Origin of the sequence: Saliniferula longa, assembly GCF_050789285.1 — a bacterium.
Classification (GTDB): Bacteria; Pseudomonadota; Alphaproteobacteria; order Rhodobacterales; family Rhodobacteraceae; genus CAVPWP01.
The window spans coordinates 291923-315907 of the sequence record NZ_JBOUVX010000002.1; the positions used below are offsets into that span (position 1 = coordinate 291923).

General features: G+C 65.4%; 22 protein-coding genes. 8 read left to right on the top strand and 14 right to left on the bottom strand.

Translation table 11 applies throughout. The features are described from left to right. Positions 1-65 precede the first annotated feature (65 nt). On the top strand, positions 66-512 hold the full coding sequence (locus ACRDNQ_RS07940; protein WP_431828117.1) for an NUDIX domain-containing protein: 447 nt from the start codon (positions 66-68) through the stop codon (positions 510-512). Here the strand turns inward: ACRDNQ_RS07940 and ACRDNQ_RS07945 are convergent. Further along, positions 486-1802: a PP2C family protein-serine/threonine phosphatase gene (locus tag ACRDNQ_RS07945; protein ID WP_431828118.1), complete on the bottom strand. Its 1317-nt coding sequence runs from the start codon at positions 1800-1802 to the stop codon at positions 486-488. The genes ACRDNQ_RS07940 and ACRDNQ_RS07945 overlap by 27 nt on opposite strands. Before the next feature lie 160 nt (positions 1803-1962). Between ACRDNQ_RS07945 and ACRDNQ_RS07950 the strand changes: the two genes are divergently transcribed. Together ACRDNQ_RS07950 and ACRDNQ_RS07955 are read left to right on the top strand one after the other, a co-directional pair. Continuing rightward, on the top strand, positions 1963-2286 hold the full coding sequence (locus ACRDNQ_RS07950) for an Hpt domain-containing protein (protein ID WP_431828119.1): 324 nt from the start codon (positions 1963-1965) through the stop codon (positions 2284-2286). An 85-nt stretch (positions 2287-2371) separates the two neighbouring features. Beyond that, complete coding sequence (locus tag ACRDNQ_RS07955) at positions 2372-3598, top strand: argininosuccinate synthase (protein ID WP_431828120.1); 1227 nt, start codon at positions 2372-2374, stop codon at positions 3596-3598. Here the strand turns inward: ACRDNQ_RS07955 and ACRDNQ_RS07960 are convergent. Then, on the bottom strand, positions 3595-4317 hold the full coding sequence (locus ACRDNQ_RS07960; protein ID WP_431828121.1) for a sulfotransferase-like domain-containing protein: 723 nt from the start codon (positions 4315-4317) through the stop codon (positions 3595-3597). The two genes, ACRDNQ_RS07955 and ACRDNQ_RS07960, sit on opposite strands and share 4 nt — an antisense overlap. Before the next feature lie 82 nt (positions 4318-4399). After that, on the bottom strand, positions 4400-5320 hold the full coding sequence (locus tag ACRDNQ_RS07965; protein ID WP_431828122.1) for a D-amino acid aminotransferase: 921 nt from the start codon (positions 5318-5320) through the stop codon (positions 4400-4402). 134 nt (positions 5321-5454) lie between these two features. Between ACRDNQ_RS07965 and msrA the strand changes: the two genes are divergently transcribed. Further along, positions 5455-6138 carry a peptide-methionine (S)-S-oxide reductase MsrA gene (gene msrA / locus ACRDNQ_RS07970; RefSeq protein WP_431828123.1) on the top strand — a complete coding sequence of 228 codons (684 nt, stop codon included), beginning with the start codon at positions 5455-5457 and terminating at the stop codon, positions 6136-6138. Here msrA and ACRDNQ_RS07975 read toward each other — a convergent pair. Together ACRDNQ_RS07975 and ACRDNQ_RS07980 are read right to left on the bottom strand one after the other, a co-directional pair. Further along, positions 6135-7016 (bottom strand): PfkB family carbohydrate kinase, encoded by an 882-nt coding sequence (locus tag ACRDNQ_RS07975; protein WP_431828124.1) that lies wholly within the window; start codon positions 7014-7016, stop codon positions 6135-6137. The genes msrA and ACRDNQ_RS07975 overlap by 4 nt on opposite strands. Further along, positions 7013-9277, bottom strand: a complete 2265-nt coding sequence (locus ACRDNQ_RS07980; RefSeq protein WP_431828125.1) for an NADP-dependent malic enzyme — start codon at positions 9275-9277, stop codon at positions 7013-7015. Before ACRDNQ_RS07980 ends, ACRDNQ_RS07975 begins: the two co-directional genes overlap by 4 nt. A gap of 170 nt (positions 9278-9447) precedes the next feature. Between ACRDNQ_RS07980 and mutS the strand changes: the two genes are divergently transcribed. Beyond that, positions 9448-12105 carry a DNA mismatch repair protein MutS gene (mutS, locus tag ACRDNQ_RS07985; RefSeq protein ID WP_431829089.1) on the top strand — a complete coding sequence of 886 codons (2658 nt, stop codon included), beginning with the start codon at positions 9448-9450 and terminating at the stop codon, positions 12103-12105. Here mutS and ACRDNQ_RS07990 read toward each other — a convergent pair. Together ACRDNQ_RS07990 and hrcA are read right to left on the bottom strand one after the other, a co-directional pair. Then, positions 12083-12673, bottom strand: coding sequence for a nucleotide exchange factor GrpE (locus ACRDNQ_RS07990; RefSeq protein WP_431828126.1), 591 nt, complete (start codon positions 12671-12673; stop codon positions 12083-12085). The genes mutS and ACRDNQ_RS07990 overlap by 23 nt on opposite strands. Positions 12674-12683: 10 nt before the next feature. Then, entirely contained in the window at positions 12684-13748 is a 1065-nt protein-coding gene (gene hrcA, locus ACRDNQ_RS07995) for a heat-inducible transcriptional repressor HrcA (protein WP_431828127.1), read from the bottom strand. 119 nt (positions 13749-13867) lie between these two features. Between hrcA and rph the strand changes: the two genes are divergently transcribed. The 3 genes from rph to hemW are packed head-to-tail and all read left to right on the top strand — an operon-like array spanning position 13868 to position 16324. After that, positions 13868-14578 (top strand): ribonuclease PH, encoded by a 711-nt coding sequence (rph, locus tag ACRDNQ_RS08000; RefSeq protein WP_431828128.1) that lies wholly within the window; start codon positions 13868-13870, stop codon positions 14576-14578. Beyond that, positions 14578-15183, top strand: a complete 606-nt coding sequence (gene rdgB, locus ACRDNQ_RS08005) for an RdgB/HAM1 family non-canonical purine NTP pyrophosphatase (RefSeq protein WP_431828129.1) — start codon at positions 14578-14580, stop codon at positions 15181-15183. The genes rph and rdgB overlap by 1 nt, the downstream gene beginning before the upstream one ends. Then, complete coding sequence (gene hemW, locus ACRDNQ_RS08010) at positions 15173-16324, top strand: radical SAM family heme chaperone HemW (protein ID WP_431828130.1); 1152 nt, start codon at positions 15173-15175, stop codon at positions 16322-16324. The genes rdgB and hemW overlap by 11 nt, the downstream gene beginning before the upstream one ends. Here hemW and ACRDNQ_RS08015 read toward each other — a convergent pair. The 7 genes from ACRDNQ_RS08015 to ACRDNQ_RS08045 all read right to left on the bottom strand — a co-directional run bounded on the left by ACRDNQ_RS08015 (position 16321) and on the right by ACRDNQ_RS08045 (position 23708). Next, positions 16321-17223: a ParB/RepB/Spo0J family partition protein gene (locus ACRDNQ_RS08015; protein WP_431828131.1), complete on the bottom strand. Its 903-nt coding sequence runs from the start codon at positions 17221-17223 to the stop codon at positions 16321-16323. The genes hemW and ACRDNQ_RS08015 overlap by 4 nt on opposite strands. A 9-nt stretch (positions 17224-17232) precedes the next feature. After that, positions 17233-18042: a ParA family protein gene (locus ACRDNQ_RS08020; RefSeq protein ID WP_431828132.1), complete on the bottom strand. Its 810-nt coding sequence runs from the start codon at positions 18040-18042 to the stop codon at positions 17233-17235. Then, complete coding sequence (rsmG, locus tag ACRDNQ_RS08025) at positions 18035-18661, bottom strand: 16S rRNA (guanine(527)-N(7))-methyltransferase RsmG (protein WP_431828133.1); 627 nt, start codon at positions 18659-18661, stop codon at positions 18035-18037. Before rsmG ends, ACRDNQ_RS08020 begins: the two co-directional genes overlap by 8 nt. Next, complete coding sequence (gene mnmG / locus ACRDNQ_RS08030) at positions 18658-20523, bottom strand: tRNA uridine-5-carboxymethylaminomethyl(34) synthesis enzyme MnmG (protein WP_431828134.1); 1866 nt, start codon at positions 20521-20523, stop codon at positions 18658-18660. Before mnmG ends, rsmG begins: the two co-directional genes overlap by 4 nt. Positions 20524-20534: 11 nt before the next feature. Then, positions 20535-21824 carry a tRNA uridine-5-carboxymethylaminomethyl(34) synthesis GTPase MnmE gene (gene mnmE, locus ACRDNQ_RS08035; RefSeq protein WP_431828135.1) on the bottom strand — a complete coding sequence of 430 codons (1290 nt, stop codon included), beginning with the start codon at positions 21822-21824 and terminating at the stop codon, positions 20535-20537. A 29-nt stretch (positions 21825-21853) separates the two neighbouring features. Further along, positions 21854-23125 carry a transcription termination factor Rho gene (gene rho, locus ACRDNQ_RS08040; RefSeq protein ID WP_431828136.1) on the bottom strand — a complete coding sequence of 424 codons (1272 nt, stop codon included), beginning with the start codon at positions 23123-23125 and terminating at the stop codon, positions 21854-21856. Between the two features lie 130 nt (positions 23126-23255). Continuing rightward, positions 23256-23708 (bottom strand): CopD family protein, encoded by a 453-nt coding sequence (locus tag ACRDNQ_RS08045; RefSeq protein ID WP_431828137.1) that lies wholly within the window; start codon positions 23706-23708, stop codon positions 23256-23258. Positions 23709-23985: the final 277 nt, after the last annotated feature.

Consider the following 23985-nt stretch of genomic DNA (forward strand, 5'->3'; position numbering starts at 1 on the left):
TCCTCGGGGCCCGGCCCTTGGCATACCGCCAAGATATAGGCACAGCAACCGAAGGACCAACCCCCGTGATTCCCCGCTTGGGCGAAAGCCCGCGCCGCGACATCCGCTATCGCCTGCGCCCCGGCGCCTATGCGATCCTTGCGCGGGGCGGCGAGGTTCTTCTGACCCATCAGGCTGCGCCGATCCCGGAATACCAGCTGCCCGGCGGTGGCATCGATCCAGGGGAATCCCCGATCGCTTCGCTTCACCGCGAGGTCATGGAAGAAACCGGCTGGCGCATCGGACCGGTGCGGCGGCTGGGGGCCTACCGGCGTTTCACCTACATGCCGGAATACGATCTCTGGGCGGAAAAGCTGTGCCACATCTTTCTGGCCCGTCCGGCCTTTTGCCGTGGCGCCCCGACCGAGGCCGGGCATACCGCGATCTGGGCGCCGATCACGACGGCCGCCAGCCTTGTGGCCAGCGCGGGCGACCGGAAGTTCCTGTCAGACCTTGCCCGGCGCGGGATTTGAACGCTCGATAAGAACGGCGGACACGTCGTCGGCGAAGTCGGGACCGCCGGCATGGTCCGTCAGGTCCCAGACCATGGCTTCAAGGAACGCAGGCCCACGCAACATCGCGTTGCGTGCCGCGATGACCGCCAGACCGTCGTCATCCAGAGTGGCGCCGGCAAGGCCCGGGCATTCGGTGATGCCGTCCGAATGAACCAGAAGCCGGTCTCCGACACCAAGCACAAGTTCGATCGACCGGTACCGGGCGCCCTCGACAAGTCCGATCGGAAGACCGCCATTGCCCACGAATTCGGTCGCGCCGGTCCGACGCTGGACAAGCGGGGGCGGATGCCCAGCCTGCACCATGCGGACCCGGCCGCTGGCAAGGTCGAGTTCCCCGACGAGAAGCGTGAAGTATTGCCCGGTCTCGACGTCGTCGACGAGCATCCGGTTCAGCATCTCGCACAACTGGTCCGGCGGCCGCATGGCCGGCGCGCCGCCCGGATCCCGGGCAAGAGCGAGGTTGCGGTCTGGCGACTCGCCCGAGAAGTATCCCGCAAGCCGCGCCGTCATCAGTGCCGACGCGATGCCGTGCCCGGCCACATCGATTCCGAAGAAGCCGATGCGTCCCGTGCCTGCGGGAAAGACGCCGACAAGATCGCCGCCGATATGGCCCGCTGGCCGCAAGAGCAACGAGACGGTCGCCCCGTCGAATTCGTGAAAGCGCCGCGGCACGAGCGATTGCTGCAGCCGCCGCGCCTCTTGCAGGTCGCGGTCAAGATCGCGCTGGATCGTCTCAAGCTGTCCCAGCGTCGCGTTGAGCTGTCGGTTCCTTTCGGTCACGACGCCGTGCATGGCAAGGATCCTCTCGCCCGCGGTCAGGCGCGCCCGCAGTTCGGCGGCATTGACGGGCTTGGTCAGGAAGTCATCAGCCCCACGGCCAAGTCCATGCGCGATGTCCGCCTTGTCCCCGCGCGAGGTCAGGAGGATGAAATAGGGATAACTGTCGCCGGCCAGCGCACGGATCGCCTCGCAGAGGTCGAGGCCGCTTTTCCCGGGCATCATCCAGTCCGACAGGATCAGGTCCGGCAGCTTGCTGCGGCAAAGATCCAGCGCCGCCTCGGCCGATGCGGCTTCGGTCACCTCATAGCCCCATTGCCCAAGGAGCGATGCCAGGATCTTGCGCTGCACGCGGCTGTCATCGACCACGAGGACCCGCCGCATGGTGCCCGCGCCCGGCGTGATCGCGGGACCGGCCGCCGGCGCGGGCAGGTGGGCATGGCGGGAACTGGTGGCGGTCTTTGCGTGCATCATTCGGTGTCCGATGCTGCGATGCTCTGCCCGAGGCCCGTTAACGCGTGATGAACCCTAAAACTGTTCCGATTCCGCGATCTGGCCCCGCCTTTCGGTAAGCCGCGATTAAGGGCCGAAGGCTAAGGCTTGGCCAGGGGCGCTTTGTGTGAGGCCGGGCATGATCAACTGGGACCGCGTGAACGAACTGCGTCACGAGGTCGGCGACGACGATTTCGCCGAAGTCGTGACGATCTTCCTCGACGAGGTCGAGTCGGTGATGCACCGCATGCGCGGCGCGACCAGCCTGGAAAGCTACCGCGAGGACCTGCATTTCCTGAAGGGCAGCGCGCTGAACCTCGGCTTTCGTGCCCTGGGCGCGCTGTGCCACGAAGGGCAGGCGCCGACGGGCGGGGATCCGGCGGCGCTGGCCGCGCATCTTGCGGAAGTCCTGCGGATCTACGACCGCTCGAAAGCGGAATTCCTGGCCTCGGCCGAACCGTGAGGCAAGCGGCGGGCGGGGTCTGGCCGCTTGCCGCCGTTCCCAAAACCCAATAGAGCGCGGGCGATATCAACGCCGGAGGGGATCCATGTCCGCGCCGAAGAAAGTCGTCCTTGCCTATTCGGGGGGACTCGACACCTCGATCATCCTGAAATGGCTGCAGACCGAATACGGCTGCGAGGTCGTGACCTTCACCGCCGACCTTGGCCAGGGCGAGGAACTGGAGCCCGCGCGCGAAAAGGCCCTGCTGCTGGGGATCCGGCCCGAGAACATCTATATCGAGGATCTGCGCGAGGAATTCGTGCGCGACTTCGTCTTCCCGATGTTCCGGGCGAACGCGGTCTACGAGGGCCAGTATCTTCTTGGAACCTCGATCGCGCGGCCGCTCATTTCCAAGCGCCTGATCGAGATCGCGGCGATGACCGGCGCCGATGCCGTGGCCCACGGCGCCACCGGCAAGGGCAATGACCAGGTGCGGTTCGAGCTTTCGGCCTATGCCCTGAACCCCGAGATCAAGGTGATCGCGCCCTGGCGGCTGTGGGACCTGACCAGCCGGACGCGGCTGATCGATTTCGCCGAGAAGAACCAGATCCCGATTGCGAAGGACAAGCGCGGCGAGGCGCCGTTCAGCGTCGACGCGAACCTTCTGCACACCTCGTCCGAGGGCAAGGTGCTTGAGAACCCCGCCGAAGAGGCGCCGGACTATGTCTATCAGCGCACGGTCGACCCCGAAGCGGCCCCGGACACGGCGGACTACATCGAGATCACGTTCGAGAAAGGCGATGCCGTCGCGATCGACGGCACGCCGATGAGCCCGGCCGCGCTTTTGACCGCGCTGAACGAGGCGGGCCGCAAGCATGGCATCGGCCGGCTCGACTTCGTCGAGAACCGCTTTGTCGGCATGAAGTCGCGCGGCATCTACGAGACGCCCGGCGGCACGATCCTGCTTGAGGCGCATCGCGGGATCGAGCAGATCACCCTTGATTCGGGGGCGGGGCACCTGAAGGATTCGTTGATGCCGCGGTATGCCGAACTGATCTACAACGGCTTCTGGTTCAGCCCGGAGCGCGAAATGCTCCAGGCGTTGATCGACAAGAGCCAGGAGCATGTCACCGGCACGGTGCGGCTGAAGCTTTACAAGGGCTTTGCGCGCACGGTCGGTCGCTGGTCGGAGCACAGCCTGTATTCCGAGGCCCATGTGACCTTCGAGGAAGACGCTGGGGCCTACGACCAGAAGGACGCGGCAGGTTTCATCCAGCTGAACGCGCTTCGGCTCAAGCTGATCGCTGCGCGCAACCGGCGGCTGAAACGCTAGCCGGCCATCGCCGGGCCGGCCGGCATGGCGTGGCGACGAAGCACCTCGTAGTGGGGCAGCGCGCCGGCCACCAGGTCGGCGTCGCGGCCCGAGAGCGCGGGCAGTGGGCCTTCGGGACCGGCGAAGCCTGTGCTGCGATGAACCGCGCCGTACCAGTGCGGCGCCCAGGGTCCGTCGAAGGGCTTTGGGCCTGCCTCCCAGCGCAGCATCGCGGGATCGAAGGACAGACCGATCGCGTCACAGAGTCCGCGAAGCATCCCCTCGGGGTCGTCGCGGATCTCTGCGCTGTCGATGACGAGGCCGCCGATACGGTCGTAAAGCTCGGCCTGCTGGCGAAAGCCGATGTCGTCCAGCGTGACCTCGTCCCGCTTCGCGCCGTAGCTGGCGACCACGCGGGCCGGGTGGCGGATGAGATGGACGTTCACGCAGCCCGAGGCCCAGTCGAGCGGAAAGCCCTGAAGCATGTGGTGGGGCATGTGCTTCATGTAAAAGTGCGGCCTATCCCCAGGAATCGGGCCGAGGCAGCGGGCGGCCACCAAGGCGGGATCGGTTTCCCCGACCGCGAGGATCCGATCCTTCATTGGGTGGTCGATGCCGGAAGCGGCAAGATAGGCCGCGTAGAAGGGTTCGTCCCAGGCCGCGAAATCGGGACGGTTGCCGAAGGCATACATCATCGCGGTCGAGAGGTTCCGCGGGCCGGACCACATCGCAAGGCGCATCGGTGCTACCCTTTGCTGACAGGGCAGGCGGGGGGTTTCACACCCCCCGCACCCCCCGTGGGATATTTGGACCAAGAAGAACTCATGCGCCGACGAGCGCCTTGTAGAGATCGCGGATGCGCGCCGTGACGGGACCCATTTCCCCCGAGCCGATCACCCGGCCGTCGATGTTGCCGACCGGGGTCTGCGCGCCGAAGGTGCCGGTCAGGAAGACCTCGTCGGCGCCATAGGTATCGACGAGCGAAAAGTTGCGTTCGTGGACGGGAATGGCATTCGCGCGGCAAAGCTCGATCACCTTGCGGCGGGTAATGCCGTTCATGCAGTAGTCCCCGGTCGAGGTCCAGACTTCGCCCCGGCGCACGATGAAGAGGTTGCAGGCGTTCGTCGTGTTGACGAAGCCGTGGACATCCAGCATCAGCGCCTCGTCCGCGCCGGCCTTTTCGGCTGCGATGCAGGCAAGGATACAGTTGAGCTTCGAGTGGCTGTTGAGCTTGGGGTCCTGGCTCATCGGCAGGCCCCGGATGTGGGGAACGGTGGCAAGCCGGATTGGGCGCGGGATCTTTGGGCGCGAATGCTCCATGATGATCACGAAGGTCGGCCCCGAGCGCGAGAAACCAGGATGCTGGAATGGCCGTGTCTTCACCCCGCGGGTGACCATCAGGCGGGCATGGGCGTCCGACTGCATGTCATTGGCGCGGCGCGTGGCTTCGAGCGCCTCGACCACCTCGTCGCGGGTCCGCCCGATGTCGAGGTCGATGGCCTTCGCGGCCTCGAAAAGCCGGTCAAGATGGTCGTCGAGGAAGGCCCAGCGCCCGTTGTAGAGGCGCAGCCCTTCCCAGACGCCGTCGCCCAGCATGAAGCCGGAATCGTAGACGCTGACCAGCGCCTCGGCGCGCGGCTTCAGAACACCGTCGACGTGGATAAGGATCGAGGCGTTGCGCGGGTCGTCCTCGGCCTGGTGGGTCGAGACGGGCGCGTCGGCGGGGGTCGCGTGCTGGGTCATGGACAGTCCTCTTTCGGGTCGACGCTATCCGGGGCGGCGGGGTGAAACAACGGTCACCTGTGCGTGACCTCACGCGCCAGTGAGTTGAACCGAGGGCGGGGGGTGGGCAGGGTCGCGGACGAAGGAGACGCGACATGAACACTGCGATCGTTGCCGGGCTGGGGCGGCTGAAACCACTGGTGCTGGGGGTTGCCATCGCCCTTGGATACGCCGCGCACTGCGGACAGGCAGAGGCGGCCGGGACCGAGCGCGCCTATTTCGCGGGCGGATGCTTCTGGTGCGTCGAGGCCGATTTCGAAAAGGTGCAGGGCGTGCGCGAGGTGGTTTCGGGCTTCACCGGCGGAACCGTCGCCAACCCGACGTACAAACAGGTCGTGCGCGGCGGCACCGGGCACTTTGAGGCGGTCGAGATCACCTATGACCCGGGCAGGGTCAGCTACGAAGACCTGCTTCATGCCTTCTTCCGGTCGGTCGATCCGACGGACGCCGGTGGGCAGTTCTGCGACCGGGGCGACAGCTACCGCACCGCCATCTTCGTGTCGGGCAAGGCCGAGCGGACGGCAGCCGAGGCCGCGAAGGCGCGGGCAGAGGCCGAGTTGGGGCGCAAGGTCGTGACCCCGATCCTGGATGCCGGTCCCTTCTATGAAGCGGATGACTATCACCAGGACTACTACAAGCAGGACGATCTGATCCTGACGCGCTTCGGCCCACGCTCGAAGGAAGAGGCCTACAAGCTGTATCGCACCGCCTGCGGGCGCGATGGCCGGGTGCGAGAGCTTTGGGGCGATGCCGCGCCTTTTGCCGGTGCTTCCGGCTAGGCCTGCGTCAGAAGGAAGGCGGCCACTTCGTCGCCATCGGGAATCGCGTCGGCGGTTCCCCGTCGCGTGACCTTGAGCGCCGAGGCGGCCGCGGCGCGCGCCATCGCTTCGACCGTGGGAAGACCGGCGTCCAGCCCTGCGGCGAGGTAGCCGGCGAATGTGTCCCCTGCGCCCGTGGTATCGACGGCATCGACCGTCGGCGCAGGCACATGGACGGTTGCGCCGGTTCTTGTGTCACGCAGGTCGGCGCCTGCCGCACCGCGCGTGACGACGATCTCGGGGACGGGCAGGTCGCCCAGAGCGGTGCCAAGCGCGGCCTCGAGCTGCGCGGCCTCGACCGCGTTCAGGACCAGAAGCGAAACGTGGGGCAGGACCGCGACGACCGCGTCGGCGTCGAACGGTGCGGCGGAATAGATCACCCGCAGTCCCGCGCCCTGCCCCGCGCTGGCGGCTGCCGGCTGATAAAGGGTTTCGTTCTGCAACAACAGAACGTCGCCGGCACGGGCCGCGACGAGGGCCGCGACGACGTGATCGGCGGGCATGGCGGTATTCGCGCCCCCGAAGATGATGATGGCGTTCTCGCCATCCGAGGCGAGGGTGATGATCGCGTGGCCGGTCGGCACGTCCATCACGAGGATGTGGTCGGTCCCGACGCCATACCGGCCCATGCGGTCGACCGCCCAGCCGCCGTCCCGTCCGACGGCGCCGATGTGGTGGACGCGCGCGCCCGCACGGGCCGCTGCGACCGACTGGTTCGCACCCTTGCCGCCAAGGCCCGTGCGCACGTCGGTCGCGGCCAGCGTCTCGCCCGGTGCGGGGATGTGCGGCACATCGTAGAAATGGTCGATGTTGATCGAGCCGACGTTCCAGACCGTCATCGCGCCGCCCCGACTTCGCAGGCCGCGAGCTTGGCCATGTTGAGGATGTCGTTCACCGTCGCGACGCTGGAACAAATCTGGATCGGCTTGTCGACGCCGGTCAGGATCGGGCCGATCACGGTGGCCCCCGCCATCTCCTGCATGAGCTTGACCGAGATCGAGGCGGAATGCCGGGCCGGCACGACAAGGACGTTGGCGGGGCCGGTCAGGCGCTGGAACGGATACTGGGACTGAACCTTCGGGTTCAGGGCGACGTCCACGGTCATCTCGCCCTCGTACTCGAAGTCGACGCCGCGCTGGTCCAGCACCTTGGGCGCCTCGTGCATCTTGGTGGCCCTTTCGCTGACCGGATACCCGAAGGTCGAGAAGGACAGGAAGGCGACGCGCGGCTCGATGCCAAGCGTCCGTGCGACGGCCGCGGCCTTTTCGGCGATGTTGGCGAGGTCGATCTCGTCGGGCCATTCATGCACCAGCGTATCGGCGATGAAGACGATGCGGCCGCCGTGCAGAAGGGCGGTCACGCCGACCGCTCCGTGTTCCGGGCGCGCGTCGAAGACATGGTTGATCCGGTCAAGGATATGCGCCGATTTTCGCGTGGCCCCGGTGACAAGGGCGTCACCGTGCCCGTGCGCCAGCATCAGCGCCGAAAAGACATGCCGGTCGCGGGCGGCAAGGCGGTGGATGTCCTGCGCGTCGAAGCCCTTGCGCTGAAGGCGCTTGTAGAGAAACGCCTTGTAGGTCTCGAGGTGGTGCGTGTTGGCCGCGTTCAGAACCTCAAGTTCGGCGACGGCATCGCCAAGGCCGGCGGCCTCCAGCTTGTCCTTCACGTCGGCCTCGCGCCCCACGACCAGCGCCTTGCCAAGCCCGGCGCGCTGATAGGCCACGGCCGCCCGCAGAACGCGCGGATCGTCGCCTTCGGCGAAGATCATCCGGGCCTGCGCGGCACGGGCGCGGGCGTTGATCCCCTGAAGGATCGAGGCCGTCGGGTCCATTCGGGACTTCAACGCAAGCTCGTAGGCATCCATGTCGATGATCGGCCGTCGCGCGACCCCGGTGTCCATCCCGGCGCGGGCGACGGCGGGCGGAATACGGTGGATCAGGCGTGGGTCGAAGGGCGTGGGGATGATGTAGTCGCGGCCGAAGGTCAGCTTGCGGCCATAGGCCATGGCGACCTCGTCGGGCACGTCCTCACGCGCAAGTTCGGCCAAGGCACGGGCGCAGGCGATCTTCATCTCGTCGTTGATCGCGCGCGCATGGATGTCGAGCGCGCCGCGAAAGAGATAGGGAAAGCCAAGGACGTTGTTGACCTGGTTGGGGTAATCCGACCGTCCGGTGGCGACGATGGCATCGGGGCGCACTTCCTGCGCCTCTTCCGGCGTGATCTCGGGGTCGGGGTTCGCCATGGCGAAGATCACCGGGTCGGGCGCCATGGCCATCACCATGGCCGGCGTGACCGCGCCCTTGACCGACACCCCAAGAAAGACGTCGGCGCCCTTCATCGCTTCGTCCAGCGTGCGCAGGTCGGTCTTCACCGCATGGGCCGATTTCCACTGGTTCATGCCCTCGGTCCGGCCCTGATAGATGACCCCCTTGGTGTCGCAGACGATGCAGTTCTGGTGCCGGGCACCCATCGATTTCAGAAGCTCGATGCAGGCGATGCCGGCTGCCCCTGCCCCGTTCAGAACGATCTTCACGTCCTCGATCCGCTTGCCGGTCATGGCCAGCGCATTGATCAGCCCGGCCGCACAGATCACGGCGGTGCCGTGCTGGTCGTCGTGGAAGACGGGGATGTCCATCTCTTCCTTCAGGCGCTGCTCGATGATGAAGCATTCGGGCGCCTTGATGTCTTCCAGGTTGATCCCCCCGAAGGACGGACCCATCAGCCGGACCGCCTGACAGAAGGCATCCGCGTCCTGGGTATCAAGCTCGATATCGATCGAGTTGATGTCGGCGAAGCGCTTGAAGAGGACGGACTTGCCTTCCATCACCGGCTTCGAGGCAAGCGCGCCGAGGTTGCCAAGGCCAAGCACCGCAGACCCGTTCGAGATCACGGCAACAAGGTTGCCCTTGTTGGTATAGTCATAGGCGGTCTCGGGCTGGGCTGCGATTTCCTCGCAGGGGATGGCGACGCCGGGGCTGTAGGCCAGGCTCAGGTCGCGCTGGGTCGCCATCGGGACGGTCGCGCGGACTTCCCATTTTCCCGGCGTGGGCTCCATATGGAACTGAAGCGCATCCTCGCGGGTGATGCGGGCCTTTGTCATTGCGTCTCCTCCCCCTGCCTGTCGCGATTGCTTAAGGTGCGACGCGCAAGCCCGCAACCGGAGGTTTGGTCTTTCGCAGCCCCGGAGGGCTTTGTAAGCATGGACGGACACTGCCGTCGGGGGATGCCGTGACCGCTGCCAACGCTGCCGAAAACGCCGCGATGACGCCGATGATGGCGCAGTATCTCGACATCAAGGCCGAACATGCCGACGCGCTTCTGTTCTATCGCATGGGCGACTTCTACGAACTGTTCTTCGACGATGCGGTCGCGGCGGCTGCGGCGCTGGACATCGCGCTGACGAAACGCGGCAAGCATCTGGGCGAGGATATCCCGATGTGTGGCGTCCCGGTCCATTCGGCCGAAGGCTATCTTCTGACGTTGATCCGAAAGGGCTTCCGGGTGGCGGTCTGCGAACAGCTCGAAGACCCCGCCGAGGCGAAGAAGCGCGGGTCCAAGGCCGTGGTCCGGCGCGGTGTGGTCCGGCTTGTCACGCCCGGAACCCTGACCGAGGACAGCCTGCTTGAGGCGCGGCGCCACAACTACCTCGCCGCCCTGGCGGATATTCGCGGCGAGGCGGCGCTGGCCTGGACCGACATCTCGACAGGCGACTTCCGGGTGATGCCGCTGCCGCCCGTCGCGGTCGGCCCCGAGCTTGCCCGCCTGTCCCCGCGCGAGGTGCTTGTCGCGGATACGCCGGGGGCCACTTGGGCTGAAACAGTGACTGACCTTGGCGGGTCGGCCACCCGCCTTCCCCCCCTCGCCTTCGATAGCACGGGCGCCGCCGAGAAGCTCCAGAGGTTGTTCGGGGTCGCCACTCTTGATGCCTTTGGCGCCTTCTCACGACCCGAACTTTCGGCAATGGGCGCGCTGGTCGATTACCTCGATGCGACGCAAAAGGGGCGGCTTCCGCTTCTGCGGCCACCCGTCCGCGAGGCACAGGGCGCGAGCGTGCAGATCGACGCCGCCACCCGGCGCAGCCTTGAACTGACGCGCGGGCCGGATGGGCGACGCAAGGGGTCGGTCCTTGACTGCGTCGACCGGACGCTGACCGCGGGCGGGGGTCGTCTGCTCGAGCGGCGGATCGCAAGTCCATCGGCGCGCGTCGATGTCATCCAGCACAGGCTTGACGCCGTCTCGACGCTGCTTGAAGACACCGATCTGCGCGACGACCTGCGCGCGAGGCTGCGCGAGGTGCCTGACATCGACCGCGCCCTGTCGCGCCTGGCCCTGGATCGTGGCGGACCGCGTGACCTGGCTGCGGTGCGGCAGGGTCTGACGCAGGCCGCCGCGATGGCAGCCCTGCTGGGCGAGGCGGATCTTCCCGACGTGCTTTCCGAAGCCGCCGCAAGCCTGGTGGGCTTCGACGCCCTGATTGCCATGCTGGACGCGGCCCTAGTGGCCGAGCCGCCGCTTCTTGCCCGTGACGGCGGGTTCATCGCGGCCGGGTACGACGCGGATCTCGATGAGGCGCGAACGCTTCGCGACGAAGGCCGGGGCGTGATCGCGGCGCTGCAGGCGGACTACATCCGACTTGCCGAAGTTCCGTCGCTCAAGATCCGGCACAACAACGTGCTGGGCTACTTCATCGAGACAACGGCGACGCACGCGGGAAGAATGATGTCGCCCCCCCTGTCGGAAACCTTCATCCACAGGCAGACCACTGCGAATGCCGTTCGATTCACCACGCTTCAGCTGTCCGAGCTCGAGGCACGGATCCTGAACGCCGGATCGCGCGCCATCGAGATTGAAAAGCGTCTCTATTCAAGCCTGTCTGGGGAAATCCTGTCCATCGCCGACCGCATTCAGGCGGCCGCGCGCGCCGTGGCGGAAATCGACGTCGCCGCCGGCTTTGCCGAACTGGCCCTGCACCAGGGCTTCTGCCGCCCGGTGGTGGACGAGGGGCGCGCGTTCCGCATCGAAGCCGGGCGCCACCCCGTGGTCGAGGCAGCGCTGCGCGCCGAGGGCGGCTCGCCCTTCATCGCCAATGACTGCGACCTGTCGGACGGGGGCGACGGGGCGCATGTCTGGCTGGTGACGGGGCCCAACATGGCTGGCAAATCCACCTTCCTGCGGCAGAACGCGCTGATCGGCCTTCTGGCGCAGGCGGGGTCTTACGTTCCGGCGCGGTCAGCCCATATCGGCCGCGTCAGCCAGATCTTCAGCCGTGTCGGAGCGTCGGACGACCTGGCACGGGGCAGATCGACCTTCATGGTCGAGATGGTCGAAACCGCGGCGATCCTGAACCAGGCCGACGACCGCGCGCTTGTCATCCTTGACGAAATCGGACGCGGAACGGCGACCTATGACGGCCTTGCCATCGCCTGGGCCACGCTCGAGCATCTGCACGAGGTGAACGGGTGCCGCGCCCTTTTCGCCACCCATTACCACGAGATGACGGGACTGGCCGACCGGCTTAGCGGCGTGCGCAACGCCACCGTCGCGGTGAAAGAGTGGGAAGGCGAGGTCATCTTCCTGCACGAGGTGCGCCCGGGGACCGCCGACCGCAGCTATGGCGTGCAGGTGGCCCGTCTTGCAGGGCTGCCCGATCCAGTGATCGCACGGGCGCGACAGGTTCTGGACCTTCTCGAGAAGGGAGACCGCGAAGGGGCCAAGGCGCACGATGCCCTTCTGGACGATCTGCCGCTTTTCTCGACCTTGCAGCGGGGGCCGGCAACGGCACAGCCGCGGTGGTCCGCGGCGTCGGCCGTGGAAGACAGGTTGCGAAGCATCAGCCCCGACACGCTGACGCCGCTGGAGGCGCTGTCGCTGCTTTACGAGCTTCGCGGATTGCTTGCCGAGGGCGTCAGTTCGCCGGCATCGAGCTGACGCCAACCTGCGCCGGACGCAGCAGGCGTTCGTGAATCATGAAGCCTGCCGACATGACCTGAATGATCTCGCCCGCCTTGGTTCCGGGAACCGGGGCCTCGAACACGGCCTGATGCTGCTGCGGCTCGAAGGCGTCGCCGGGCTGCGGGGTGATCGGCTCGATCCCATGTTTCTTGAAGACGTTGACAAGCTCGCGCATCGTCAGTTCGACGCCCTCGATCAAGGCCTTGTCCTTTTCGCGCTGCTCGTCCGTCATGGAATCGAGGGCGCGCTGAAGATTGTCGTAGACCGGCAGCAGATCGCGGGCCAGCTTCGTGCCGCCGTACATCTCGGCCTCGCGACGGTCCCGTTCGCCGCGCTTGCGGGTGTTTTCGGCATCGGCAAGGGCGCGCATGAACCGGTCGCGAAGGTCGTCGCGTTCCGCACGAAGGGTCGCGATCTCGTCCTCGAGTGCAAGCGACTCGCCAAGCGGAACGCCATCCAAGTCCGCCCCGTCCTCGGCAAAACCTTCCGCCTGCGCCATCTGTTCCAGATCCTCGAGTTTCTGTTCTTTCTTCGCGTTCGCCATGTATCACCTGCTAGCCGCGGTCCGACAGCAACCTGCCGACCAACTGCGCCGTGTAATCGACAATCGGAACGATCCGGCCATAGTTCAACCGCGTCGGACCGATCACGCCGACAGCCCCGATGAGTCGCCGGTCCGCGTTCATATAAGGAGAGACGACCAAAGAGGAACCCGAAAGTGAGAAAAGCTTGTTCTCGGACCCGATGAAGATCCGCACGCCATCGGCGTCTTCCGCAAGCTCGAGGAAAGCAGCGATATCACGCTTGCGCTCGAGGTCGTCGAAAAGGGTGCGGATGCGTTCCAGATCGGCCTCGGGCACCGTGCCATCCAGAAGGTTCGACTGCCCGCGGACGACCAGACGTTCGGTCGGCTCGCCGGCATTGTCCCAGATCGCGATGCCGTTCTCGACAAGCTCGCGCGCCAGCCCGTCAAGCTCTTGCCGCCGCCTCGCGACCTCGGTCGCGATCGAACCCCGAAGCTCGCCCAGGGTCTTGCCTGCGGCGACGGCGTTCAGGAAGTTCGCGGCCTCGCGCATGGACGACGCCGTCTGGCCGATGGGCGGCGTGAAAAGGCGGTTTTCGACATGGCCGTCCTCGAACACAAGAACGACAAGCGCCCGATCCTGCGCGAGGCTGACGAATTCGATATGCGCGATGGGGGCTTCGCGCTTTGGCGCCAGGACAAGGCTTGCCCCGTGGGTGATCCCGCTCAGCGCCGCGCCGACCCGGTTCAGCATCGACGGGACGTCGGTGTCGTTGCTGCGGATCGTCGCGTCGATCTTCTGACGGTCGGTTTCGTTCAGATCCCCGACCTCGAGCAGGCCGTCGACGAACAACCGCAGTCCAAGTTCGGTGGGGATGCGCCCGGCCGAAATGTGCGGGCTGTCGAGAAGACCAAGGAATTCGAGATCCTGCATGACATTGCGCACGGTGGCCGCGCTCAGCCGTTCGCTCAGCGTGCGCGTCAAGGTTCGCGAACCCACGGGTTCGCCGGAATCAAGATACCCCTCGACCACGCGGCGAAAGACCTCGCGGCTTCGCGCGTTCATCTCGGCCAGAAGTTTCGTAGCCTCGGTCATTGCGTTAGTAACGTAGGGTCGACGCACTAAATGTGAACGCCCGCGCTTCGTCAATCGGGGTTGAATCTTCGCACACGGACTGCGTATCAGTCGCCTGCTCAGAAAACAGGAACCAAGCCATGCGCCCTTCTGGCCGCCAACCCGACGAAATGCGCCCGATCCTCATTGAAACGGGCGTGACGCGCCATGCCGAGGGCTCGTGCCTCATCAAGTGCGGGGACACGCATGTCCTGTGCACCGCCACGGTGGATGAACGTGTGCCGTCCTGGCTGAAGAACACGGGCCTTGGATGGGTAACGGCCGAATACGGGATGCTTCCACGCGCCACCCACACCCGGATGCGGCGCGAAGCCAAGGATGGGCAGTCCGGCCGAACTCAGGAAATTCAAAGGCTTATAGGACGCGCGCTGCGGGCGGGGGTTGATCGCGTGGCGCTGGGCGAACGCCAGATCACCATCGATTGCGACGTGATCCAGGCCGATGGCGGCACGCGCTGCGCTTCGATCACGGGGGGCTGGGTCGCGCTGCGGCTGGCCGTGAAGAAACTGATGGCCGCAGGCGTTGTGCTGAGCGACCCGCTGACCGACCACATCGCGGCGGTCAGCTGCGGCATCTACGCGGGTGTGCCGGTGCTTGACCTCGATTATCCCGAAGACAGCGAAGCGGGCGTGGACGGCAATTTCGTGGTCACGGGCAGCGGCCGCCTGGTCGAGGTGCAGATGTCGGCAGAAGGGTCGACCTTCTCGCACGACCAGCTGTCCAACCTGCTCGACCTGACCGCGAAGGGCGCGGCCGAACTGGTCGCCGCGCAGAAGGCTGCGGTGGCCTGATGCGGCGGCTGGACGACAGCCTTCTCATCGCGACCCACAACGCGGGGAAATTCGAGGAGCTCACGGCGCTTCTCGAACCGCTTGGCATCCGCACCGTTTTCGCGCGGGACCTTGGCCTTGCCGAGCCTGACGAGACCGGAACGACCTTCATCGAGAACGCGCGGATCAAGGCCCATGCTGCCGCGACGGCCACCGGCCTTCCGGCGCTGGCGGACGACAGCGGGATCGAGATCGACGCACTGGGCGGCGCACCGGGGGTCTATACGGCCGACTGGGCCGAAACCCCGGCCGGCCGCGACTTCGTTCTGGCGATGCACAAGGCGCACAAGCTTCTTGTCGAAAGCGGCGCGTCCGCACCCTGGACGGCGCGCTTCTGCTGCACGCTTGTGCTGGCCTGGCCGGATGAGGAAGACGCCGCGTTCGAAGGGAAGGTCGAAGGACAAGTCGTCTGGCCGATGCGCGGCACCCAGGGCCATGGCTATGATCCGATCTTCGTCCCCGATGGACATGACCAGACCTTCGCCGAGATGGACCGTTGGGAAAAGAACCGGATGAGCCACCGCGCCGTGGCGCTGGACAAGCTGGTGAAAGCACTTGGCGCCTGACCATTGGCAGAGGGCCGGCTTCGGCCTTTACCTGCACTGGCCCTTCTGCCAGGCCAAGTGCCCCTACTGCGATTTCAACAGCCATGTCGCCGAAAGAATCGACGAATCCCGCTGGAATGGTGCCTTTCTTTCCGAGATTCAGCGCATCGGCGCCGAGACCCAGGGGAGGGTTCTGAGCACCGTCTTTTTCGGCGGCGGCACACCCAGCCTCATGTCACCGGATCTTGTGGCGTCGATCCTCGAGGCGGTGCGGGCGATGTGGCCCATGTCGAACGACCCCGAGATCACGCTTGAGGCGAACCCGACCTCGGTCGAGGCGGGGCGCTTCCGCGGCTATGCGGAAGCCGGAGTGAACCGGGTCTCGATGGGGGTCCAATCGCTGCGCGACGACGACCTGCGCCGCCTTGGCCGCCTGCATTCCGTGGCCGAGGCGCGTGCCGCCTTCGACATTGCCCGCGCCAATTTCGACCGCATCAGTTTCGATCTGATCTATGCGCGCCAGGACCAGACCCTTGACGACTGGAAGGACGAACTGTCCGAGGCCCTGTCGATGGCGGCCGATCACCTGTCGCTTTATCAGCTGACGATCGAGGACGGCACCGCGTTCGGCGACCGGTTCCGCCGGGGGCGGCTGCGGGGACTGCCGGACGAGGATCTGGCGGCGGACATGTACGACCTGACGCAAGAGCTGTGCGAAGCCGCCGGCCTTCCGGCCTACGAGACGTCAAACCACGCCCGGCCGGGGGCGGAATCGCGGCACAACCTGATCTACTGGCGATCGGGGGATTACACAGGAATTGGTCCGGGAGCGCATGGCCGCCTCACGCTGGACGGTCGGCGCCTTGCGACGGAAGCCCTGCGCGCGCCGGGCGCATGGCTACAGGCCGTGGATCAACAGGGATCGGGCGAGCGTCCGCGCGAGGTCGTTCCACCCGAGGAACAGCTTGAGGAATTCGCCCTCATGGGTCTTCGCCTGAGCGAAGGAATTGACGCGGCGCCGCTACGCGCCGATCCAATTATTAATAATAATATCAATGACTTGATATCGGACGGCCTGCTTGAAGATCGTACGGGGCGGCTTACCGCAACCGCCCGGGGCCGTCCGCTTCTGAACGCCGTTCTGCGCGCGATCTTCGCTTAGTCCGGCCTGCCGGTTGCCGAAAGGCGGCCGCAAAGATCGTCAAGGTCATCAAGCGACCGATAGCTGACCGTCAGCCGCCCCGATCCTGTCGCCTCGTCGTGGTCTATCGACACCTTCATGCCCAGCGCAGCCGCAAGATCCGATTCGAGCACACGGGTATCCGCGTCTTTCGCCGGCGCCTGCGAGACGCGGCTTGTCGACGTCTTGGGCTTGGCGCGCTTTGCCAGCGCCTCGGCCTCGCGCACCGACAGGCCCTTGCGGACGATCTCGCGCGCCAGGCCGGACGGATCGTCGGCCGTCACCAGCGCGCGCGCGTGGCCTGCGGTCAGCGCACCGCTGCGCAGCATCTCGATGACGTCTTCCGGCAGGGTGAGTAGCCGCAGAAGGTTGGCGATGTGGCTGCGGCTTTTGCCCAGGGCCTGCGCCATTCTTTCCTGCGTATGGCCGAACCGGTCCATCAACTGGCGATAGCCCGCCGCCTCTTCGACCGGATTCAGATCAGCGCGCTGGATGTTCTCGATGATCGCGACCTCGAGCACTTCGGTATCGTCGAAGTCTCGGACGATCACCGGTAGCTCGTGCAGCTGCGCCCGCTGGGCGGCGCGCCAACGGCGCTCGCCGGCCACGATTTCGAACGTGCCCTCCCGGCGCGGGTTACGTCGAACGATCAGCGGCTGGATGACGCCCTTGGCGCGAATCGAGTCCGTCAGCTCGGCCAGCGCTTCTTCGGTGAAGCTTCGCCGAGGCTGGTCGGGGTTGGGCACGATCTTTTCGATCGGCACCAGCGTTTCAGCCGGACGCTGGCCCCCCGTATCCGTCGTATCGGCCGCAACATCCGCCATCAGCGCCGACAGTCCGCGGCCCAGACCGCGGCGTTCCAGTTTCTTCGGCTCAGCCATGACACCACCTCATGTCGTTACAGTCTCGCGACCATATACCATTTCTTGTGCCAGCGCACGATAGGCGATGCTTCCGCGGGACGTTGGATCGAACTCCATGACCGGCATCGCATAGGATGGCGCCTCGCTGAGGCGAACGTTGCGGGGCACCACGGTTTCGAACACCAGTTCGCCCAAGGTCGCGCGGGCATCCGCCTCGACCTGCTGGCTCAGCCGGTTCCGGCGGTCGGCCATCGTCAACAGCACGCCCTCGATCCTCAGGTCCGGGTTGGCCGAGGCGCGCACCTCGCGCAGGGTCAGCATCAGTTGCGACAGACCTTCCAGCGCGAAGAATTCGGCCTGAAGCGGAACAAGAACGGAATCGGCCGCGACCATCGCGTTCACCGTCAGAAGGCTAAGCGAAGGCGGGCAGTCCACCAGGATGTAATCAAGGCGGTAGTCCGCCATCCCCGGCTGCCGCAGGGCGCGGCGCAGCAGAAGGCTGCGTTTCTCGTTCGTGGCCATCTGGATATCCGCCGAACTGAGGTCCGTGGTCGCCGGGGCGATCAGAAGCCCCGGCACCTTCGTCTTGCGGATCACACGATCCAGTGGGGCGTCTTCCAGAAGAAGGTCATATGTTGTGTATTCCCGCTCGGACGGATCGATGCCCAGCCCCGTCGAGGCATTGCCCTGCGGGTCAAGGTCGACAAGAAGAACGCTGAAGCCCTCCTCGGCCAGGGCCGCCCCAAGATTGATGGCGGTCGTGGTCTTGCCCACGCCCCCTTTCTGGTTGGCGACCGCGATGATCTTGGGCCCGCCGGGCCGGGGGGTGTCAGACACGCCCGATGCCTCCGATTTTCAGGATGACGGAATCTGCGCCCGTCTTGCTGGGATATTCTTCGCAGTCGAAGGTGAAGGTTTCAAGCGTGGCTGCGACCTCGTCGCGATGGCGCGCGCCCTTCGGAAAAAGGCAGATCCCGCCGGGCGCAAGATGACGCTCGGCCATGCCCAGAAGATCGGCAAGCGGGGCAAGCGCCCGCGCCGACAGAACATCCGCCCCGCAAGGCTCGGCCGATTCGATCCGGGCGGCCAGGACGTCTGCCTGCGTCTCCGTCTGGCGGCACACGGCGCGCAGGAACTCGGCCTTGCGTTGGTCGGACTCCACCAGGCGGACCTTCAGCTCCGGTCGGGATTCGGTCGCCAGAATCGCAATAACGAGGCCGGGAAACCCTGCCCCCGACCCCAGATCGCACCAACGCCGCGCCGATTGAGGGGCGAGGCTCAGAAGCTGGGCCGAGTCCAGGAAATGGCGCGCCCAGGCCGCATCCAGCGTTCCGCGTGAGACAAGATTTATGTGCTTGCCCCACTTTTGCAGCAAATCGTGGTAGGTCGACAGGCGGGCGAGCGTTTCACGTGAAACATCCACCTGCGCGGCGAAGGCCGCTGCGCCGTCCGTCATGCCGACTTTCGCCGCGCCTGGCGAAGCTTTGCAAGGATCAGCGTCAGGGCCGCGGGCGTCATCCCCTCGACACGGCCCGCTTGGGCAAGCGTTGCCGGGCGGATGCGCGTCAACTTCTGCTTCAGCTCGTTCGACAGGCCCGACAGCGGCATGAAGTCGAAATCCTCGGGGATTGCCTCGGCCTCGTCCCGACGCATCGCCTCGACGTCGCGCTTCTGGCGGTCGGTATACTTGGCATAAAGCGCGTCGCGGGCGATCTGCTCGCGGATGTCAGGATCGATTTCGGACAACGACGCGTCCAGGGAAAGAAGCGACGAGAACTCGACATCGGGCAGGCCAAGCGCGTCAATGGCCGTGCGGCGCGGCCCATCGGGCGACAGGTTCACGCCCGCCCCCGCAAGTTCGCGCGCCGTCCAGGACATCGCCTCGAGTCTTCGGCGCGCGGCCGACAGTCGGCCCATCTTTGCGTCGAACGCGATCTTGCGAGATTCGCTCACACACCCCAGGGACAGACCAATGGGCGTCAGCCGCTGGTCGGCGTTGTCGGCGCGAAGCGACAGACGGAACTCCGCGCGCGAGGTGAACATGCGGTAGGGCTCGGTCACGCCCCGGGTGACAAGGTCATCGATCATTACGCCGATGTACGATTCCGATCGCTGGAAAATGGCCGGCTCACGACCCAAAATATTGAGGGCGGCATTGATGCCAGCCACGATACCTTGCGCGCCGGCCTCTTCGTACCCGGTCGTTCCATTGATCTGGCCCGCCAGGAAAAGGCCCGGGACATCGCGCGGTTCCAGCGTTCGCCGCAGGGCGCGTGGATCGACGTAATCGTATTCGATCGCGTAACCCGGCTGCAGGATGGCTGCGTGTTCAAGCCCGTGGATCGAATGAACGTAATCCTCCTGAACCTCGGCCGGAAGCGAGGTCGAGATGCCATTCGGGTAGACCGTGTGGTCGTCCAGCCCCTCTGGCTCGAGAAAGACCTGGTGCGACGGCTTGTCGGCAAACCGAACGACCTTGTCTTCGATCGACGGACAATATCGCGGCCCGACGCCGTCGATATGGCCGCCATACATGGCGGACCGCCCCAGGTTCTCGCGAATGATGTCGTGGGTGCGTTCGTTGGTGTGGGTGATCCCGCAGGCGATCTGCCGGGCCACCGGACCACGCGACAGGAACGAAAACATCGCGGGCTCCTCGTCGCCCGGCTGCATTTCCAGACGGTCCCAGTCGATCGTCCGACCATCAAGGCGCGGCGGCGTCCCCGTCTTCAGCCGCCCCAAGGGAAGGCCGAAGCTATCGATTCGCTCAGCCAGCCGCACCGCCGGGGCATCGCCCATCCGCCCGCCCGGGCGCCGCTCGTCCCCGATGTGGATGACGCCCCGCAGGAACGTTCCCGTGGTCAGCACCACCGCTCCAGCGCGAAGCGCCGATCCGTCCGCCAACTCGATCCCGGCGACGGCATTGCTCTCTATGAGAAAATCGACCGCCTCGCCCTCGATCACCTCGAGGCCCGGCGTTGCGGCCAAATGGCGCTGCACCGCCTGGCGATACAGCTTGCGATCCGCCTGCGCCCGCGGGCCCTGAACTGCTGGACCTTTGCGACGATTGAGAAGCCGGAACTGTATCCCGGCCTCGTCCGCGGCCCGTCCCATGATGCCGTCGAGGGCGTCGATTTCGCGGACAAGATGGCCCTTGCCAAGCCCCCCGATCGCGGGGTTGCAGGACATGACCCCTATGCCATCGCGCTTGAGCGTCACCAGAGCGACGCGCACGCCCATGCGGGCCGCTGCATCCGCAGCCTCGGCGCCGGCATGGCCGCCGCCGATCACGATGACGTCGAAATCGCGGTGTTTCACGTGAAACGCCCCTATTTGCCCAGGCAGAAGCTTGCGAAGATTTCGTCGAGGATATGCTCTACATCCACGCGTCCGACAAGTGAGTCGAGCGAACGAATTGCCGTGCGAAGCTCTTCCGCCGCAAGTTCCGACCGTTCCGGGCCATGAAGAAGTTCGTCCTTCGCCAACGTCAGCGCCCCGATTGCACGTTCAATGGCGACCCGGTGCCGCTCGCGCGTTGCCGTCGCCACGCCTGAGGCGCGCACCTCGAGCCGGGACACGATCATCTCGACCAGGCGGTCAAGGCCAACCCCCGTCAAGCCCGAGATCGCAAGCCCCCCCTGCCGCCCCAGATCTGCCTTGCCGACCGCAACGATATCGTCGCCGGTCGGGGCCAAAAGCGGATCCTCGTCGTTCGCCTCCTTGAGGATGACTCGCAGATCGGCCAGTTTCGCGCGCTCGATCGCGCGCTTCACGCCAAGTCCCTCGACGACATCCTGCGTTTCGCGCAAGCCTGCCGTATCAAGAACCGTGACCGGAAGACCGTGCAGGTCCATTCGAACCTCGATCACGTCGCGCGTGGTCCCCGCTATGTCCGAGGTGATGGCGGCCTCGCGCCCCGCCAAAGCGTTGAGCAAGGTCGACTTGCCCACATTCGGCGGGCCGACGATCGCCACCTCGAACCCCTCGCGGATGCGTTCGGCAACGGCGGCGCCATCGGCCTCGCGCTGAAGGGCGCTCATCACACGGCCGATCAAGGCGTCCACCTCGGGGGTGACGTCGACCGGCACATCTTCGTCCGCGAAATCGATCGTCGCCTCAAGAAGCGCGGCGGCGCGGATCAGATCGGTCCGCCACCCCTCGGCCGCCCGCCCCAGGGCGCCGGACAGGACGCGCAGGGCCTGCTGTCGTTGACCTTCGGTTTCGGCATCGATGAGGTCGGCCAGGCCTTCGACCTGGGCAAGATCCAGGCACTCGTTTTCCAGCGCACGGCGGGTGAACTCGCCAGGCTCGGCCAGTCTCAGCCCCTCCATGTCGCCCAGAACGCGCAATACGGCGCGAACCGTTGCAAGGCTTCCGTGAAGATGCAGTTCGACGACGTCTTCCCCGGTGAAGCTGTGGCCGGCCCGAAACGGCAGCACCAGCGCCTCGTCCAGGGCCATGCCGTCTGCGGCCGTCAGTCGGCGGAGCGCCGTTTGGCGGGCCGGCGGCAGGTCGCCCGCCAGGGCCGCGGCCGCCGTCCAGGACCGTGGCCCCGAGATACGAACGACCGCAACCCCGGCCTTACCACGCGCGCTGGCCAGGGCAAAGATCGTGTCCATGGGATTAACCCATTGATTTCAATAAATAATCAGGTATTCATCGAGTCGAAGAACTCGGAATTCGACTTCGTCTGCTTGAGCTTCGAGATCAGGAATTCGATCGCATCGGTCGTCCCCATCGGGTTCAGGATGCGACGGAGGACGTAGGTCTTCTGAAGATCGGATTTCTCGATGAGAAGATCTTCCTTCCGCGTGCCCGACTTCAGGATATCCATCGCCGGGAACACGCGCTTGTCCGCCACCTTACGGTCAAGAACGATCTCGGAGTTGCCGGTGCCCTTGAACTCTTCGAAGATCACCTCGTCCATGCGGCTTCCGGTGTCGATCAGCGCGGTCGCGATGATCGTGAGCGAGCCGCCTTCCTCAATGTTCCGCGCGGCCCCGAAGAAGCGCTTCGGGCGCTGCAGGGCGTTGGCGTCGACGCCGCCGGTCAGCACCTTGCCCGAAGACGGCACGACGGTGTTGAACGCGCGCCCCAGACGGGTGATCGAGTCGAGCAGAATGACGACGTCCCGCTTGTGTTCGACAAGACGCTTGGCCTTCTCGATTACCATCTCGGCGACGGCGACATGGCGGCTGGCCGGTTCATCGAAGGTCGAGGAAATCACCTCGCCCTTCACCGACCGCTGCATGTCGGTGACCTCTTCAGGACGTTCGTCGATCAGCAGAACGATCAGGTAGCACTCGGGGTGGTTGACCTCGATCGAGTGGGCGATGTTCTGAAGAAGCACCGTCTTGCCGGTGCGCGGCGGCGCCACGATCAGGCTTCGCTGCCCTTTGCCGATCGGCGCGACCAGATCGATGATGCGTGCCGACCGGTCTTTGATCGTCGGATCCTCGATCTCCATTTTCAGCCGCTCATCGGGATAAAGCGGCGTGAGGTTGTCGAAGCTAATCTTGTGGCGCGCCTTTTCAGGGTTCTCGAAGTTGATCTTCTCGACCTTGATCAGCCCGAAGTACCGCTCGTTGTCGTTCGGTGCCCGGATCACGCCTTCGACCGTATCTCCGGTCCGAAGGCTATACTGCCGGATCATGTCCGGAGAGACATAGATGTCGTCGGGTCCCGGAAGATAGTTCGCTTCCGGCGACCGCAGGAACCCGAAGCCGTCCTGCAGCACCTCGAGCACGCCATCGCCACCGATGTCCCAGCCTTCCTCGGCCTGTTCCTTGAGGATCGAGAACATCATGTCGCCCTTGCGCATGGTCGACGCGTTCTCGATTTCAAGCTCCTCGGCCATCGCAAGAAGTTCCTGCGGGCTCTTGGACTTGAGATCGGCAAGGTTCAGTCGTTCAGCGGTCATCTGGGAGATCCTGCGGGACCTGCGCGCAGGCATGGCGTGCGGCGCGGTCGATATCTGGTCGGGAAACGAGGCGGCCGGACGGCCACTCGGCGCCGACATAAGCCGTCAGCGCTGGTTAGTCAATCGCGCGTCAGAAAGGCCGTGCGATGACCGAGACGACGATCACGATCAGAAGAAGCGTCGGCACTTCGTTCATCATCCGGTACTGCCGTCCCGTTCGGGTGTTTGTCCCGGCCACGAAGTCCTTTCGGCGCGCTGCGCACCACATGTGAAACCACGTCATCGCCAGGATCGAAGCCGCCTTTGTCCAGGGCCAAACCGCACCCCAGTCGACGACACCGGGCGTCATCACCAGGGCAACCCCGAAAAGCCAGCTGGCAATCATGGAGGGATTCATGATCGCCTTGAGCAAGCGCCGCTCCATCGTCTGGAAAAGGGCATCCGTCTCACCGCCGGTTCCGACCTTTTCGACGTGATAGACGAAGAGACGAGGAAGATAGAACAGGCCCGCCATCCACGCGATCACCGCGATCACGTGAAGTGTTTTTGTCCAGGGATAGGCCGCGATCAGAAAGTCGGTCATGCCGCCCGCCTATCGAAAAAAGAAAAGATATGAAAGAAAAGATGATGTGTTTGTATAGGGCGGGGACAACTCGGATTTCTAAGTTGTCCACCGCGCTGTCCGCTGGGCGCGCGGCGCGGAAACCTGAGCGCCCGTTCCTCCACATCGTGCGCATTTCACAGGAAAACCAAAGCTTTACGCGGCGTTCACTGTGAAAAAGCAGGTGGATAACTCTGTCAGATCTCTCTGCTTGCCGAGGGGTCGGGATAACCGCCGAGCGAGTCGCCCACCGTGGATA